The organism is Stappia sp. (genome assembly GCF_048268045.1).
Taxonomy (GTDB): Bacteria; Pseudomonadota; Alphaproteobacteria; order Rhizobiales; family Stappiaceae; genus Stappia.
This window is the reverse complement of the sequence record NZ_JBLWWG010000004.1, coordinates 214191-229846: the sequence shown is the minus strand read 5'-3', so window position 1 is coordinate 229846 and position 15656 is coordinate 214191. Positions and strand designations below refer to the sequence as shown.

At 67.3% G+C, this 15656-nt stretch carries 13 protein-coding genes; 11 read left to right on the top strand and 2 right to left on the bottom strand.

The genetic code is table 11. The annotated features are described in order from the left end of the window. Positions 1 to 42: 42 nt before the first annotated feature. The 6 genes from ACN0WF_RS08430 (at position 43) to ACN0WF_RS08405 (ending at position 6692) form a co-directional block, all read left to right on the top strand. Complete coding sequence (locus tag ACN0WF_RS08430) at positions 43 to 1044, top strand: bifunctional riboflavin kinase/FAD synthetase (RefSeq protein WP_417772360.1); 1002 nt, start codon at positions 43 to 45, stop codon at positions 1042 to 1044. Beyond that, positions 1041 to 1994: a DMT family transporter gene (locus ACN0WF_RS08425; RefSeq protein ID WP_417772359.1), complete on the top strand. Its 954-nt coding sequence runs from the start codon at positions 1041 to 1043 to the stop codon at positions 1992 to 1994. Before ACN0WF_RS08430 ends, ACN0WF_RS08425 begins: the two co-directional genes overlap by 4 nt. A gap of 31 nt (positions 1995 to 2025) precedes the next feature. Further along, positions 2026 to 2556 carry a signal peptidase II gene (gene lspA, locus ACN0WF_RS08420; protein WP_417772358.1) on the top strand — a complete coding sequence of 177 codons (531 nt, stop codon included), beginning with the start codon at positions 2026 to 2028 and terminating at the stop codon, positions 2554 to 2556. A gap of 195 nt (positions 2557 to 2751) precedes the next feature. After that, on the top strand, positions 2752 to 3480 hold the full coding sequence (locus ACN0WF_RS08415) for a hypothetical protein (RefSeq protein ID WP_417772357.1): 729 nt from the start codon (positions 2752 to 2754) through the stop codon (positions 3478 to 3480). Positions 3481 to 3747: 267 nt separating this feature from the next. Next, entirely contained in the window at positions 3748 to 5280 is a 1533-nt protein-coding gene (locus ACN0WF_RS08410; protein ID WP_417772559.1) for a M16 family metallopeptidase, read from the top strand. 44 nt (positions 5281 to 5324) lie between these two features. Then, positions 5325 to 6692: a M16 family metallopeptidase gene (locus ACN0WF_RS08405; RefSeq protein WP_417772356.1), complete on the top strand. Its 1368-nt coding sequence runs from the start codon at positions 5325 to 5327 to the stop codon at positions 6690 to 6692. A 281-nt stretch (positions 6693 to 6973) separates the two neighbouring features. Here ACN0WF_RS08405 and ACN0WF_RS08400 read toward each other — a convergent pair whose 3' ends face one another. Continuing rightward, positions 6974 to 8569, bottom strand: coding sequence for an EAL domain-containing protein (locus tag ACN0WF_RS08400; RefSeq protein ID WP_417772355.1), 1596 nt, complete (start codon positions 8567 to 8569; stop codon positions 6974 to 6976). Positions 8570 to 8810: 241 nt separating this feature from the next. Between ACN0WF_RS08400 and ACN0WF_RS08395 the strand changes: the two genes are divergently transcribed. The 3 genes from ACN0WF_RS08395 (at position 8811) to ACN0WF_RS08385 (ending at position 11537) form a co-directional block, all read left to right on the top strand. Beyond that, positions 8811 to 9008, top strand: a complete 198-nt coding sequence (locus ACN0WF_RS08395; RefSeq protein ID WP_417772354.1) for a heavy-metal-associated domain-containing protein — start codon at positions 8811 to 8813, stop codon at positions 9006 to 9008. 332 nt (positions 9009 to 9340) lie between these two features. Continuing rightward, a complete protein-coding gene (locus tag ACN0WF_RS08390; RefSeq protein WP_417772353.1) occupies positions 9341 to 10858 on the top strand; it encodes a sigma 54-interacting transcriptional regulator in 1518 nt (505 codons plus the stop codon). Positions 10859 to 10994: 136 nt separating this feature from the next. After that, a complete protein-coding gene (locus ACN0WF_RS08385; RefSeq protein ID WP_417772352.1) occupies positions 10995 to 11537 on the top strand; it encodes a hypothetical protein in 543 nt (180 codons plus the stop codon). Positions 11538 to 11556: 19 nt separating this feature from the next. Here ACN0WF_RS08385 and ACN0WF_RS08380 read toward each other — a convergent pair whose 3' ends face one another. Continuing rightward, entirely contained in the window at positions 11557 to 13221 is a 1665-nt protein-coding gene (locus ACN0WF_RS08380) for a pilus assembly protein TadG-related protein (RefSeq protein WP_417772351.1), read from the bottom strand. A 288-nt stretch (positions 13222 to 13509) separates the two neighbouring features. Here ACN0WF_RS08380 and groES point away from each other — a divergent pair, with 288 nt between their 5' ends. Both groES and groL read left to right on the top strand, forming a co-directional pair. After that, positions 13510 to 13797 carry a co-chaperone GroES gene (gene groES / locus ACN0WF_RS08375; RefSeq protein WP_417772350.1) on the top strand — a complete coding sequence of 96 codons (288 nt, stop codon included), beginning with the start codon at positions 13510 to 13512 and terminating at the stop codon, positions 13795 to 13797. A gap of 169 nt (positions 13798 to 13966) precedes the next feature. Next, complete coding sequence (groL, locus tag ACN0WF_RS08370) at positions 13967 to 15613, top strand: chaperonin GroEL (protein WP_417772349.1); 1647 nt, start codon at positions 13967 to 13969, stop codon at positions 15611 to 15613. The last annotated feature ends 43 nt before the right edge of the window (positions 15614 to 15656 follow it).

The window sequence follows — 15656 nt, the reverse complement described above, 5'->3', positions numbered from 1 at the left end:
GCCCTGCCGGCGCCAGCCGGTGCCAGTACCGGTCCGCCGTCCATGTCAGAGCCTGCCCCGACCAGCTTCTCCCTCGTCACCGACTTCGACGCCTTTCCCGAGGCGTTGCGTGGCGGCGTCGTCGCGATCGGCAATTTCGACGGGGTTCACCGCGGCCACCGCGCGGTGCTCGACGCCGCCCTTGCGGTCGCCCACGGCAAGGGCCTGCCTGCCTACGCGCTCACCTTCGAGCCGCATCCCAGGTCCGTCTTCGCGCCGGATCGGCCCGTCTTTCGCCTGACGCCGGCCGACGCCAAGGCCCGGATCGCGCGGGCGTGCGGGCTCGACGGCATCGTCACCGCCCCCTTCACCCGCGCCTTCGCCTCCATTGAGGCGGAGGATTTCGTCGCCCGCATCCTCAAGGACAAGATGGGCATCGTCCACGCGGTGACCGGCTACGACTTCCATTTCGGCCGCGCTCGGCGCGGCACGCCGGATTTCCTCGTCGCCTCCGGCCAGGCCGAGGGCTTCGGCGTCACCATCGTGCGCGCGGAGACCGACGAGGGCGGCGAGGCCGTCTCCTCGAGCCGCATCCGCGCGGCCCTTGCCGAGGGCGACGTGGCGCTCGCCAACGCGCTTCTGGGCTATCGCTGGTTCTTCGAGGCCGACGTTACCCATGGCGACAAGCGCGGGCGCGACCTTGGCTATCCGACGGCGAATCTGGCCCTGCCTCCCGAGACCGGGCTGGCGCACGGGATCTACGCCGTGCGCGCCGAAATCGGAGGTGTCTGGCACGATGGCGTTGCAAGCTTCGGCCGCCGTCCGACCTTCGACAATGGCGCGCCGCTCTTCGAGGTGCATCTTCTCGACTTTTCCGGCGACCTCTACGACCAGCGCATGCGGGTCGTGGTCGCCGGCCACCTGCGCCCCGAACTGCGGTTCGACAGCGCCGAGGCGCTCGTCGCCCAGATGGACCGCGACAGCGCCGAGGCGCGCGCCCTGCTCGCCAGCCTGACGCCGCTCTCCGCACTCGACCTCTCCCTCAACGGCGGGCCGGGACAATGAGCGTCCAGGGGCCAGAGATCCCCGCGGCCACGGTGATGCGCGGCATCGTGCTGATGTCGGCGGCCATGCTGCTCGTTCCGCTGATGGATGTGACGGCAAAATACCTCACCGCCACGCTGCCGCCGCTGCAGATCACCCTTGGCCGCTTCGCCTTCCAGATGCTCTTCGCGCTGGCGACGGCGGCAATCGGGCCGGGCGTTGCCGTACTGAAGGCGCCGAACATCTGGCCGCACCTGCTGCGCGGCGTGTTCCTGTCGGGCGCCTCGGTGTGCTTCTTCACCGCCATCGCCATCATGCCGGTGGCCGATGCCATCGCCATCTTCTTCATCGAGCCGATGATCCTGACCGCACTCTCGGCCGTCGTGCTGCGCGAGCCGGTCGGACCGCGACGCTGGGCGGCGGTGGCCGTCGGCCTCGTCGGCGCGATCATCATCATCCGGCCGGGCTTCGCCACCTTCGGGGCAACGGCCCTGCTGCCGCTCGCCACGGCGCTGCTGTTCGCCCTCTACCTGATGATCACCCGCCAGTTGTCCGGCTCCGGCGGCATGCTCTGCGTGCAGTTCACCGCGGGCCTTGCCGGCACGGTGGTGCTCGGCGTCGCCTTCATCGCGGCCAACATCGCGGGTTACGCGCCGGCGATGGCGGTCACGCCACGGCTGCCCGACTGGGGACTGCTGGCCACCGTCGGGGCGCTTTCGTTCTTCGCCCACGGGCTGATCGTCAAGGCGTTCGCGGCCGCGCCCGCCTCCGTGCTGGCGCCCTTCAACTATCTCGAGATCATCAGCGCGACGCTGTTCGGCTATCTCGTCTTCGGCGATTTCCCCGACGGGCCGACCTGGATCGGCATCGCGCTTATCGTCGGCAGCGGCATCTACATCGCCCATCGCGAGAGCCGCCGCAGCCAGGAAGAGCTCGCCGCCCGGATCAACCGCACCGGTCCGCCCGACTGACCGCGCCCGGGATCGCGCCAACGAGGTTGTCATGACGTCTTCCGCCCCCCCCTCTCCCCTGCTGTGGGGCCGCAACAGCGGCCTCGTGCTGGCCGTCTCCCTTGTCGGCATGGCGATCGACCAGGCCTTCAAGCTGTGGATGCTCGACGGTTTCGACATCGCCGGACGCGGACGGGTCGTCCTCACCCCGTTCCTCGATCTGGTGATGGTCTGGAACTACGGCATTTCCTACGGGCTCTTCCAGCAGGACGGCGATCTCGGGCGCTGGCTGCTTGTCGGCGTCACCGCGCTCGTCACCGTGGTTTTCTGGGTCTGGGGCGCGCGCAGCGAGCGGCGGCTGCAGGCGCTGGGGCTCGCGCTCGTCATTTCCGGCGCGCTCGGCAACGGCATCGACCGGATAGCCTATGGCGCGGTGGCCGACTTCTTCCATTTCCACGTCGGGACGTTCTCCTGGTACGTCTTCAACCTGGCGGATGTCTGGATCGTTGCCGGTGCGGCGCTGCTCATGTATGACAGTTTCCGCGGCAGCCCTAATGATGCCGCAAATCGGCCCTCTGAGTAGCGCGCGGATGCCTGTTGGCAGCCCGCCGGCTGGCTTTTGCATGCTTTGCCACCCCCGGCCGAAGGGCGCTCCGGCGAGACCGGGCCCGCCAGCACGGGGCCGGCAAGCAGGGAGCTGGCAAGAACGGGGGCCGACAAGACAGGAAGCCTCGTTTTCGGGACTTCGGACCCAACCTTCGGACCAAGGATAGTCGCAGTGCCGCGTCGTTCACTTTCCCTGACCCGTTCCCTCCGGCCCGCCTCGCGGCGCGGAGCGCTTGCGGCAATCGCCGTGGCAACGCTCACGCTCGCCGGTTGCCAGTCGGGTTCCGACGGTTTCAGCGACGGCACGACCAATGACGAGGCGCCCGACGTTTCGATGGTGCGCTCGCTGATGGAAGGTCTGGGCGCGGTCGACGCCAAGACCAACAAGAAGATCGAATACACGCCCCGCGCGCCGCTGGCGATGCCGACCACGGTCGACAATCTGCCGCCGCCGGAGGAAAAGGAAGTCGTCGCCAACTGGCCCGAGGCCAATGACGCCGAACTCAAGAAGATCCAGGACGTCTACCGGGACAAAAACCCCGACCGTCTCGAGGATGCCGGCCGAAGCAACGCGGTACAGTCGCGCGGTATCAAGCAACTCGCCAACGGCGGCTCCGACCGCAACATCGCGGCCGAGATCAAGCAGGAAAACCGCCTAGAGAGCGGGCGCCTGAAGCCCAGCGAGCTGAACCAGCGCGTTGGCATCACCAAGCAGGACACCGCCGTTCTGGACGCCAACGGACAGCCCGTGCGCCGGTACCTGATCGAGCCGCCGACCGAATACTCCAAGCCCTCCGACGCCGCGCCGATGCGCGCGCCGGAGAAGATGGAGCAGGACAAGCCGCGCCTCTCCACCACGGAACAGCTCATGGACGGCAAGTCGGCGCGCACGCTCAAGTAGGCGCGCGCCCGCGAAGCCGAACGTGGACGGCGGGGCCTCGCCTGTCGCCGACCGCTTGCGCATGCCCGCATTCCGGCCGGATCGGCCGCCCGCCGCCCGGTCCAACCTTACGAAAAGTTCACGGGGCAAAGCAGCCCTTCCGGCCTATATCTCTCATCACCGCACCGCGCCGGCGAGCTTTGCCGGAGCCGTGCTCCCGTCCGGCGCCCCCGCGCCGCAAACCGGAGAGCGTTCGTGCCGAATACAGTCCCCTTCTCCCCTTCCGACATGTCGCAGGACAGCCGCGCGCCGGCCGCCCCGCCGAGACGCCGTCGCTTTCGCCTTGCGCGCGCGCTGGCCGTGGCCGCGCTGCCGCTGGCACTTGGCGGCGGGCTCCTCGCCGCACCGGCCGTGCGCGCCGAGACCGCGCAGGCCGCCGACGCGGCCGCCTTCGCCAACATCCGCATCGGCGGCGAGCTGTCGCATTTCACCCTCGACAACGGGCTCGAGGTTCTCGTCATCCCGGATCACCGCGCCCCGGTGGCCACCCATATGATCTGGTACAAGGTCGGTGCGGCGGATGAGCCCGCCGGCATGTCCGGCATCGCCCATTTCCTCGAGCACCTGATGTTCAAGGGCACCAAGGCGCATCCGGACGGAGCCTTCTCCAAGCGCGTGGCCGCAATCGGCGGCGAGGAAAACGCCTTCACCTCCGACGACTACACGGCCTATTTCCAGCGGGTCGCCAAGGAGCATCTCGCCGAGATGATGGCGCTCGAGGCAGACCGCATGGAGAACCTCGTTCTGACCGACGAGGTGGTGACGCCCGAGCGCGAGGTGGTGAAGGAAGAGCGGCGCATGCGCGTCGACAGCGACCCGTCCTCGCTGCTGGGCGAGACGCTCGACGCCATGCTCTACGTCAACCACCCCTATGGCACGCCGGTGATCGGCTGGCCGGACGAGATCACGGCGCTGTCGCGCGACGATGCGATCACTTTCTACAACCGCTTCTACACGCCGAACAACGCCGTGCTGGTGGTTGCAGGCGACGTCACCGCCGACGAGGTGCGCAAGCTTGCCGAGGAGACCTATGGCAAGGTTGCCCGCCGCGCGGAGCCCGGCGCGCGCATCCGGCCCGAGCCGCAGCAGCTTCGCGGCGCACTGCAGGTCAGCCTTGCCGACCCGCGCGTCAACCAGCCGAGCCTGCGCCAGGCGTGGCTGGTGCCAAGCTACACCTCGGCGATCCGCGCCGACGCGGAGAACGGTGCCCGCACCGCCGCGTCCCTCGATGTCCTCTCGGAAGTTCTTGGCGGCGGCAGCACCAGCCGGCTCTACAAGACGCTGGTGATCGACAAGGGCATCGCCTCCTCCGCCGGCGGCTGGTACCAGTCGAGCGCGCTCGACGAGACCCAGTTCGCCATCTACGCCGTGCCCGCCGACGGGGCGAAGATGGAGGATGTGGCCGCGGCCGCGGACGAGGCCATCGCCACGCTGGTGCGCGACGGCATCACCGAGGAGGAACTGGAGCGGGCCAAGACCTCGCTGCTGTCCAGCGCGCTCTATGCCCAGGACAGCCAGACGAGCATTGCCCGCATCTTCGGCGTGGCGCTCACCACCGGCTCGAGTGTCGAGGCGGTGCGCGACTGGCCGGCGCTGATCGGCTCGATCACCGCCGCCGACGTGCAGAAGGCCGCCGCCGACCATCTCGCCCATGAGCCCGTCACCGCCTATCTGCGCCGCGACCCGTCGGCCGGCGCCTCGGCGGCGTCCGCCGCCGGCGACGCATCGGGCGTCCCCGCGCCGACGACGGTGGCGCAATGAGCGCCCCTCGCCACGCCCCCGCATCCAATCCGGAGAGACCCCTCATGGGACGTATCGCAGCCGGCCGCCGGACGCTCCAGGCCTCATGGCGCGGCACCGCCGTCGCCGCTCTCGCCTTGCTGAGCGTCGTCGCCACGCCGTTTTCGGCAGAGGCGATGGACATCCAGACCGTTGAGACGCCGGGCGGACTCACCGCCTGGCTGGTCGAGGACCACACGGTTCCCATCGTTGCCGTCAACTTCGCCTTCGATGGCGGCTCGACGCAGGATCCCGACGGCAAGGAAGGGCTTGCCAACCTGCTGTCGGCAACGCTCGACGAAGGTGCCGGCGATCTCGATTCCCAGGCCTTCCAGACCAGGCTGCAGGACCTGTCGGTGCGCATCGGCTTCGATGCCGGCCGCGATTCCTTCTACGGTTCGCTGCGCACCCTGTCGCCCAACACGGACGAGGCCTTCGACCTGCTGCGCATGGCCGTCAACGAGCCGCGCTTCGACGAGGAGGCGGTCGGGCGGATGAAGCGCCAGATCGTTTCCGGCCTGCGCCGCCAGGCGACCGACCCGGATGCCATTGCCTCCTGGACCTCCGCCGAGCTCGCCTTCCCCGGCCATCCCTACGGCCGGCGCAGCGACGGCACGGAGGAGACCGTCACCCCGCTCGCGCCGCAGGACCTGAAGGACCTGCGCGCCCGGCTGTTTGCCCGCACGGGCCTGAAGATCGCCGTGGTCGGGGCCATAGACGCCAAACATCTGGCGACGCTGCTCGACACGGTGTTTGCCGGCCTTCCCGAGACCGGCGACCTCACGCCTGTCGCGGACGTGACGCCGAAGACGGACATCGAGAAGGCGGTTGCGCTCGACGTGCCGCAAACCTCGATCCGCGTCATCCTGCCGGGACTGAAGCGCGAGGATCCGGACTTCATCCCGGCCTTCGTCATGAACCACATTCTCGGCGGCGGCAGTTTCTCGTCCTGGCTCTATGAGGAAGTGCGCGAGAAGCGCGGCCTGGCCTATTCGGTCGGCTCCTATCTGATCGACTACGCCCATGCGGGGATGCTGATCGCAGCCACCGGCACCCGCTCCGAGCGGGCCGGCGAGACGCTGGAGATCATCGGTCAGGAGTTCGCGCGCATGGCGGCCAAGGGACCGAGCGCGGAAGAGCTGGCCAAGGCGAAGGCCTATCTGACCGGCTCCTACCCGCTGCGCTTCGACACCTCGGACAAGATCGCCAACCAGCTTCTCGGCCTGCAGATCGAGGGACTCGGCAAGGACTATATCGAAACGCGCAACAGCCTCATCGAGGCGGTGACGCTCGAGGACATCGCAAGGGTCCGCCAGCGGTTGCTTTCCGATGCCAAGCCGATCGTCGTCACCGTCGGCCAGACCGACGCAGCGGAGGCTGCGGCCGCGCAATAGCCCGACCAAGCGACGACAACGCAACGACAAGGGGAGGCCCGGGCGCCTCCCCTTTTTTATGCACACCCGCTATCGCCGAAAGGACCGAACGCGGCCACGCCCCTCTCCCCGTCTCTTCCTCTCCCCGTCTCTCGCCCCTGCCAACAAACACAGCTTCGGGCGCGGAGAGCGGGAGCGGCGCGCGCGCTGCATCTTCGCAGCGCCAACGAAGCCCGCAAGCGCTGCGCATCGCAACCATGCCATCGCGCCTCCGGGGTGCGGGGCGTTGTGTAGAAGGAAGGTTATTCCGCAGCGCGACGGGAGGCCGAACCGCGCGACACGGCGGCTGCGGAGCGGCCGGCGGGCTGGAGCACTTCCGGGCGTACCGGGCGCGGCGCGGAGAAGAGATAGCCCTGGCCGATGCGCACATCGAGGTCGAGAATATCGAGAACCTGCGACTCCGTCTCGATATGGTCGACAACGAGTTCCATCGCGTAACGGCGCAAGAGGTCGCCGAGATCGGCGGGATGGATATGGCTTGCCTGCATCCGCTCGGTGCCGAGCAACCGGCCGGCATGCAGCTTCAGGAAGCGGAAGCCACGGTCTGACAGGCCCTTGAAGTCCATCCGCAGGTCCTCGACCCGGTCGATGGAGAAGCGGTAGCCAAGTTCGAACAGCGCCGCGAGGCTCTCGTGTTCCAGAGCGCCCATCTCGGCGACATCGGCCTGGGTGAACTCGAAGGTGAGCATCCCCGAAAACGCCTCGTTGGCCCGGAGGAAGTCGAGGAAGCCGGGGAAGAAGCGCTCGTCCGCCAGCGTCTGGATCGACAGGTTGACGAAGAGGCCGGACTTGCGGTTGCGGCTCGACAGGCGGCGCAGCACCTGGATCGAGCGCAGCAGCATCAGGTTGTCGATCGCCGGCATCAACCGTGACCGCACGGCCTCGTCGATGAAGTCGACCGGCTCCAGCAGGTTGTCATCGGCATCGCGAATGCGGGTCAGCGCCTCGTACTCGCGCACCTGGCGCTGCGGCAAGGTAACGAGCGGCTGGAGATAGAGGTCGACGCGGTTGGCGTCGAGCGCCTCCTCGATCACCCGGCGCATCTGCGGATCGGAGGGACGCGCGCGCGGTGCTCCGGCGCCCGGACGCGGGCCCGGCGCATGTGCGACCGGCATGCGGTCTTCGGCGGCCGGTCGGCGCATGGCGGGATCCGGCTGCACCGGCGGGGCGGCGCGGGAGGGCTCGCGCGGCGGCTGCCGGTAGGCGGCCTCCTCATAGGCCGGCTCGGGCTGGTGCTGCGGCTGCGGGGGAGCGAAGTCGGACTGATAGGGAGCCTGGCCGTAGCCGCCGAAATCCTGAGGTTCGGGCTGGTGGCGGGCCGGCGCGGGCTGCCGCTGCTGCTGCGGAGGCGGCGGGCTGTTGTAGCCGAGCGCGCGCGGGGTGTCCTCGTAGCGGGCATAGCGCTCGGGCGGCGGAGGCGGCTCGAGCTGGCGGCTGTCCTGCTCGTCGATGCGCTCCTCCATGCCGGCCATGGCCTCTGCCATCTGCTTGATCAGGCTGCCGAGCACCTCGACCTCGGCGAAGAGCGGGTCGATCTCCTCGCGGGTGCGGCGCGGCAGGTTGGTCTCCATGCCGGACAGACGTCCCTCGAGATTGCCGATGTCCTCGTCGACCTCGAGCACGCGTTCCTCGAGCGCGGCCACCTTGCGGGTGACCTCGCCGCGTTCGCGTTGACGGGAGAAGACGAGATGCAGAACGACCATGGTGCACATGGACGCGAGCCCGAGCGAAAGCGCTTCGCCGAACGGCCGGGCGAACTGGAACATCATGATCGCCACCGCCGAGGCGGAGATCACCCCCATGCAGAGGACTATGAAGACGTTTGTCGCCCTTGCCATACCCATCCGGCCATACTCGAGGACTAGCCGAAGCCGAATCAACGATACCCTTTATAGGGCATGAATACGATGATTCTTGCCAATCTCCAGCCCCCGCCGGACCGTGGCGGCCTTTCGGGCACAACAAAGACCTGCTCGGCGGATCGCCTGTCGGCCTCCCCTTGACCTTCCAGCAGCTGGAAGCACCATATAACCGGTCGGAAGCCCGCCCGCATGGGGCGGCGAAGACGGAGATTGCGAGATGATCGAGCTGAAGGTCGAAGGCATGGCCTGCGAGGGCTGCGTCAAGTCCGTGACGAAGGCGGTGACCGCCGCCGATCCTGGCGCGACGGTCGAGATCGACCTGGCGAGCGGCGTGACCCGCGTATCGGGCAGCGCGCCGCGCCAACGCCTTGTCGAGGCGATCGAGGCGGCCGGCTACGACGTCGAGGCCGCCTGAGGTCCGTCTGAGGTCCGCCAGGCCAGGGCCGCGCGGCTCCGCACAGGTTAACGCCGGAACGCCATTCGTTAACTTCGCCGCCTCCCGGCAGGCGACGACACGCGCCGCGCCGGCCCTTCGGCGCGGCTTTTTTGCCGCCGCGATGCTCCCCAACCCCCGGTTTCCGTCGCGGCTTTGCCGATTTGCGGTGCAAATACGCCGGCAAACGGCGTCGGTCACCATTCGTTAACCACAATGGCAACACTTTGTTTACCATGTCGGAGGAAGATTCTCCCCGGCAAATCAAATCGATGCCGCTTCTGGCGGCACAGCAGCAAGGGGGACGCCACAGCATGGAATCCATGCCTGGCGATGAGGGACAGATCAGACTGGCCGTGCTGGATGGCGACGGGGCGACGCGCAAGCTCGCCGGCTCGATCGCCGATGCCATGGACCATGCCTGTGCCACGCCTGTGACCTACCACAGTTTCGAGCCCTTTTACGCGGCCAACACCCAGGTGCGACCGGACGTGATGATCGTCGACCTGGAGACGTTGGGACAGGACGGTTTCCTGTCGCGTCTCGCCGCCGCCCAGCCGCAGGCGATGCTGATGGCGGTCAGCGCGCGGGAATCCCTGACCCGCAGCCTCTCGGCGATGGAGGCCGGCGCCCATGACGTCATCGCCTTCCCGGCGAACCCCAGGGCGGTCGCAGAGAAGATCGACCGCTTCCTGATCCAGAACACCCGCGGCCAGCGCGATCCCGGCAGTCGCCGCATGCGCACGCCGAGACCACGCGACACCGCCCAGGCGGAGGCCGGAGACAGCGGGCGCTCAGCCCAGCAAGCGACGCCGCCCGCGGCGACCTTCACCTTCGAGCGTTTCGTCGGCGGGTCGGCCCGCATGCGCGAGGTCTACGACCAGATCCGCCGCATCGCGCCTTCCACCGCGCCCGTGTTCGTCACCGGAGAATCCGGTTCCGGCAAGGATCTTTGCGCCAGCGCCATCCACATGCGCTCGCAACGCAACAACGCCCCCTTCATCGCCCTCAATTGCGCTGCGGTTCCGGCCGAGACGATGGAAAGCGAGATCTTCGGCCATGCCCGCGATGCCTTTGCCGGGGCGCGCGAGGATCGTGCCGGCGCGGCTGAGCTTGCCGACGGCGGCACGCTGTTTCTCGACGAGGTCGGCGAACTCGATGTCTCGCTTCAGTCGAAGCTGCTGCGCTTTGTCCAGACCGGACTGATCCAGCGGCGCGGCGAGACCCGCCTGCGCTCGGTCGACGTGCGCATCGTCTGCGCCACAAACCGCGACCCGCAGAGCGAAATCGCCGCCGGACGCTTCCGCGAGGACCTGTTCTACCGGCTGCATGTGCTGCCGATCCGCATGCCGGCCCTGCGCGACCGGCGCGAGGACATCCTGCCGCTGGCCGAGAGCTTCCTCGCCCGCTACGCCACCGAGGAACAGCGCGGCTTCACCGAGATTGCGCCCTGCGCCGGTGAGCGGCTGCTCACCCACGACTGGCCGGGCAACGTCCGCCAGCTCGAGAACGCCATTCGCCAGGCCGTGGTGATGAACGACGGCACGCGGCTGTTGTCGCAGATGCTGCCCGCCTTCCTGTCGGGCGAGGGCCTGTCGGTCCGCCTCGAGACGCCACGCGGCGTGCAGCCGCGCCGTTTGATCGAGATCGAGCCGCTCTGGGCCCAGGAGAAGCGCATCATCGAGAGCGCCCTCGACGCCTTCGACGGCAACATCGCCAAGGCGGCGGCGGCGCTTGAGATCAGCCCATCGACCATTTACCGCAAGCGCCAGTCCTGGAGCGGGCGGGGAGATGAAACGGCGATGGCTGGCTTTACCGGTTTCGCCGGATAACCTTGTCGCACATCCCCGCCCGGTCTATACGGGCGCTGCGAAAACGCGGTTTCACCGCACGTCGCGGACCAGATCAGGGCGGGGGCTTAGGATGACGAGAACAGGGATTTGCGGCGGCAGGACCCCAGGCGGAGCCATGCGGCATCTTCTTGCAGGCGTGGCGCTGCTGACGGTGGGCGCAACCTGCGCGGCCGCCCAGGACACGGCCACGGTGCCGCCCGCCCTCGCCTCCGCCTATGAGCGGCTCGATGCGGCCTGGGCCGAAGCGCCGCTCGGCTTCACCGCCGCCACCTTCGTTTCCGGCGATGTCACGGGCTACGGCCAGTATACGCCGCGCGCCGACGCGGTCTTTGCCGCCGGCGAGCCTCTCGTCGTCTACGCGGAACCGGTGGGCTTCGGCCATGCGGCGACCGACGACGGTTTCCGCGTGGCGCTTGCCGCCGACTACGAGATCCTCAACCCCTCGGGTCAGGTGCTTGCCAGCCAGTCCGGCTTCGCCGAACTCGGGGCCCGGGCCCGCGTGAAGATCCGCGAGTTCCACACCACGCTGCGTTTTGCGTTCGAGGGATTGCGTCCGGGCGACTACCGCCTGGTGACCCGGCTGCGCGACACGGCCAGCGACAAGACCGGCAGCTTCGTCCTGCCCTTCACCGTGAAGGCCGCCGCACAGGCGAACTGACGCGGCGGCGGACTGCCCTCTATCGGCTCAGGCGCAGGCGGGTGATTTCGTTGGCGATGCGCTTGAACGCATCGACGAGATCGCCGTTCGACTGGGCATCGAAGGCCATGGCCGAGGTGGTTGCGCAATTGCGCAGCAGCGTGACCGTGTTCTGGTCGCGGATCTGGAAGGCGATCGTATAGATCTGCACTCCGTCCTTCTTGGCGTTCGAGCAGGTCAGCGCGACGCGCTCGTCCATCTTGTTTGGGATCGACCAGGACGTGTTCACACCAGGCCCGAGACGCTCCTCCGTGCCGTAGCCATAGGCTTCCGGCTGGGTGTTGTTGGGTGAATTCTGCTGGCCATAGGTGTTGTCGCCATCGGTCATGATGATGAGGATGCGGACATATTCCGTATCCTCCTCTTCCTTCTCCGGATCCCGGGCCGAGGTGAAGGGCGCCTGCGGCGTCAGCAGGCGCCAGCCCCACACAGCACCCTGATGGATGTTGGTGTTGCCGTCGGCGTTCATGCTGTTGATGGCGTTGAGCACCGAGGACTTGTTGTTGGTCAGGTCCGTCAGTTCCTGGGTGCGGCAATTGTAATTGGGGCCGCGGGTCCAGCTCGTGCCGTAGTTCCGCGTTTGCCTGCGATACTTGCACAACCGCTTCTGCGCGTATTCCCAGCGCTCCATGCCCTCGCGCCAGTAGACGTCGCGCACTCGGCTGTCGCAAGAGCCGTCGTCATCGTACAGATAGCTGTTGGAGAAATAGTCGTACCAGCCGGCATTGGAGTCGTCCGGCTCGTCGGGCGCGAATTGCGGGACATAGAGCGTCGCCGGGTTGGACGCGGTCGGCGCCGTGTCATCCACGTCATAGGGCATCGGCCGGGACTCCACGCAGCCGCGCCAACTGGTGTACTTGAGCTGCTTGTAGAGACTGAAGCGGCTTGGCTGTCCGTTGATCAGCGCGTCACGATCGAACTCGGCCGGATCCGGCGTGCCGTTCGGCCGGGTTTCGAAGTTCTTCCAGTGGATCGGCGACTTGCCTTCCCTGTCCATCCAGGTCGCGTCTTGGTTCGCGGGACCGATGTTGACGAAGGAGGTGAAGGGCACGAGCCCGATCTTGACCCGGTCCTTGCGGTCGCTCTCCTCGTTGATGGCGAACAGGGTCTTGGTCAGATCCGTCGCCGCGCTCTTCAGCGTCGACATCTTGCTGCCGCGCATGGAGCCGGAATTGTCGAGCACCATCGCCACGTCAAAGACCGCCTTGCCGACCACGGTCTGCGAGTTGACCTCGACATCGAGCGCCGACAGCCCGAGCAGGCCGCCGAACTTGGTCGGCACGCTCGTCTTGGCAGTGACGCTGACCGTTCCCTTCTCGACGGAGACGAGAAGCTCGGGGGCAATCCCGTCGGGATCCTTGTAGATGGAGTTGAAATAGGCTTCCGCCCGTTCGCGGATCTTGGCGTCGGACAGGCCGTTGCTGTCGTAGTTCGCCGCCAGCGCCGTCGCGTCCACCGCCTGCTGCAGGCCGATCTTGACGGTGTAGCCGCGCGAAAAGTCTACGCCCGCTCCGACAATCATGATCATCAGCCCCGCTGCGATGGCGAAGGGAATGACGATGTTGCCGCGCCTGTCGCGGACGAAGCCGGCAAGGCGCGCGCGGATTCCGCTCTGGCGGGGGGCGTCGGAAGGGGGTCTTTTCATGGCGCCGACGGTATCCCCGTCAGGTTTCGAATTCCTTGCACGGACCGTGCATTTCGAAGGCTTTCGAGGGCTTGGGAAAAACTCGACGCTGAGTCATTGACAGCCGCCGGGGCCCATCCTACATCAAGCTCGCTGTTAGCACTCTCATCAACAGAGTGCCAACGTGGTCCGCGGCTTCCGTCGTCGGATCCGCAATGCCGGCGGGGGACAGGCGCTCTCCTGACCCATGCATGGCGCGGAACGCGACGGAGGAAGTACCACGCTGGCCGGGAAAGGAAAGAGCACAACATGAAATTCCGCCCTTTGCATGATCGCGTCGTTGTCCGCCGCGTCGATTCCGAGGCCAAGACCGCCGGTGGCATCATCATTCCGGACACCGCCAAGGAGAAGCCGCAGGAAGGCGAAGTCGTCGCCGTCGGCCCCGGCGCGCGCAAGGAAAACGGCGACCTCGTCGCTCTCGACGTGAAGGCTGGCGATCGCGTCCTGTTCGGCAAGTGGTCCGGCACCGAGGTCAAGATCGACGGTGAAGACCTGCTGATCATGAAGGAAAGCGACATCATGGGCGTTGTCGGCTGATACCGACGCACCTTCCCTGATCTGCCCCATGCCGGGGCGCTTGCGGGGGCCGAAGACAGGCGGATGGCGAAAGCCGGTTCCGCCCCGGCCCTGAAAACGGGACGCCGAACCTCGTCGTCCGCCGCAAGTCGCGCCCCACGGGGCGATTTTCTGTCAAGGAGACCTGAAAATGGCTGCCAAAGAAGTCAAGTTTTCCACTGATGCCCGCGACCGCATGCTGCGCGGCGTCGACATTCTCGCCAATGCCGTCAAGGTGACGCTCGGCCCCAAGGGCCGCAACGTCGTCATCGACAAGGCCTTCGGCGCTCCGCGTATCACCAAGGACGGTGTGTCGGTCGCCAAGGAAATCGAGCTTGAGGACAAGTTCGAGAACATGGGCGCGCAGATGCTGCGCGAAGTCGCGTCGAAGACCAACGACATCGCTGGCGACGGCACGACCACCGCGACCGTTCTGGCCCAGTCGATCGTCCGCGAGGGCGCCAAGTCGGTTGCCGCCGGCATGAACCCGATGGACCTGAAGCGTGGCGTCGACCTTGCCGCGGCGGCTGCCGTGAAGGACCTCGAGGCCCGCTCCAAGAAGATCTCCACCTCGGCCGAAGTGGCTCAGGTCGGCACGATCTCCGCCAACGGCGACACCCAGATCGGCGCCGACATCGCGGAAGCGATGCAGCGCGTCGGCAACGAGGGCGTGATCACCGTCGAGGAGGCCAAGTCGCTCGAGACCGAGCTTGAGGTCGTCGAGGGCATGCAGTTCGACCGCGGCTACCTGTCGCCGTACTTCGTGACCAACGCCGAGAAGATGGTCGCCGATCTCGAGAAGCCGTACATCCTGCTTCACGAGAAGAAGCTCTCCAACCTCCAGGCCCTGCTGCCGATCCTCGAGGCCGTCGTTCAGTCCAGCCGTCCGCTGCTGATCATCTCCGAGGACGTCGAAGGCGAGGCGCTTGCCACGCTCGTGGTCAACAAGCTGCGTGGCGGCCTGAAGATCGCTGCCGTCAAGGCTCCGGGCTTCGGCGATCGCCGCAAGGCCATGCTCGAGGACATCGCCATCCTGACGGGTGGCACGGTGATCTCCGAGGACCTCGGCATCAAGCTCGAGAGCGTCACGCTCGACATGCTCGGCACCGCCGAGAAGGTCGCCATCACCAAGGAGACCACCACGATCGTCGACGGTGCCGGTGACAAGGCCGACATCGAAGGCCGCGTCGCGCAGATCAAGGCGCAGATCGAGGAGACCACCTCCGACTACGACCGCGAGAAGCTCCAGGAGCGTCTTGCCAAGCTCGCTGGCGGCGTTGCCGTGATCCGCGTCGGCGGTGCCACCGAGGTTGAGGTCAAGGAAAAGAAGGACCGCGTCGACGACGCTCTCAACGCGACCCGCGCGGCCGTCGAAGAAGGCATCGTCCCGGGCGGCGGCGTCGCTCTCCTGCGCGCCAAGAAGGCCGTCGAGGCCCTGACCTCCGACAATCCGGACATCATGGCCGGCATCAAGATCGTGCTGCGCGCGCTTGAGGCTCCGATCCGCCAGATCGCCCAGAACGCGGGCGTCGAGGGTTCGATCGTGGTCGGCAAGATCCTCGAGAACAACGACGAGACCTTCGGCTTCAACGCCCAGACGGAGAAGTTCGTCAACATGGTCGAGTGCGGCATCATCGATCCGACCAAGGTCGTGCGCACGGCTCTCCAGGACGCGGCTTCGATCGCCGGCCTGCTGATCACGACCGAAGCCATGGTCGCCGAGATCCCGAAGAAGGACGGCGGCGCTCCGGCAATGCCGGGCGGCGGCATGGGCGGCATGGGCGGCATGGACTTCTAAGAAGTCCTTCCGACCGATATCAAGTGAATGGGCGGCCTCGTGC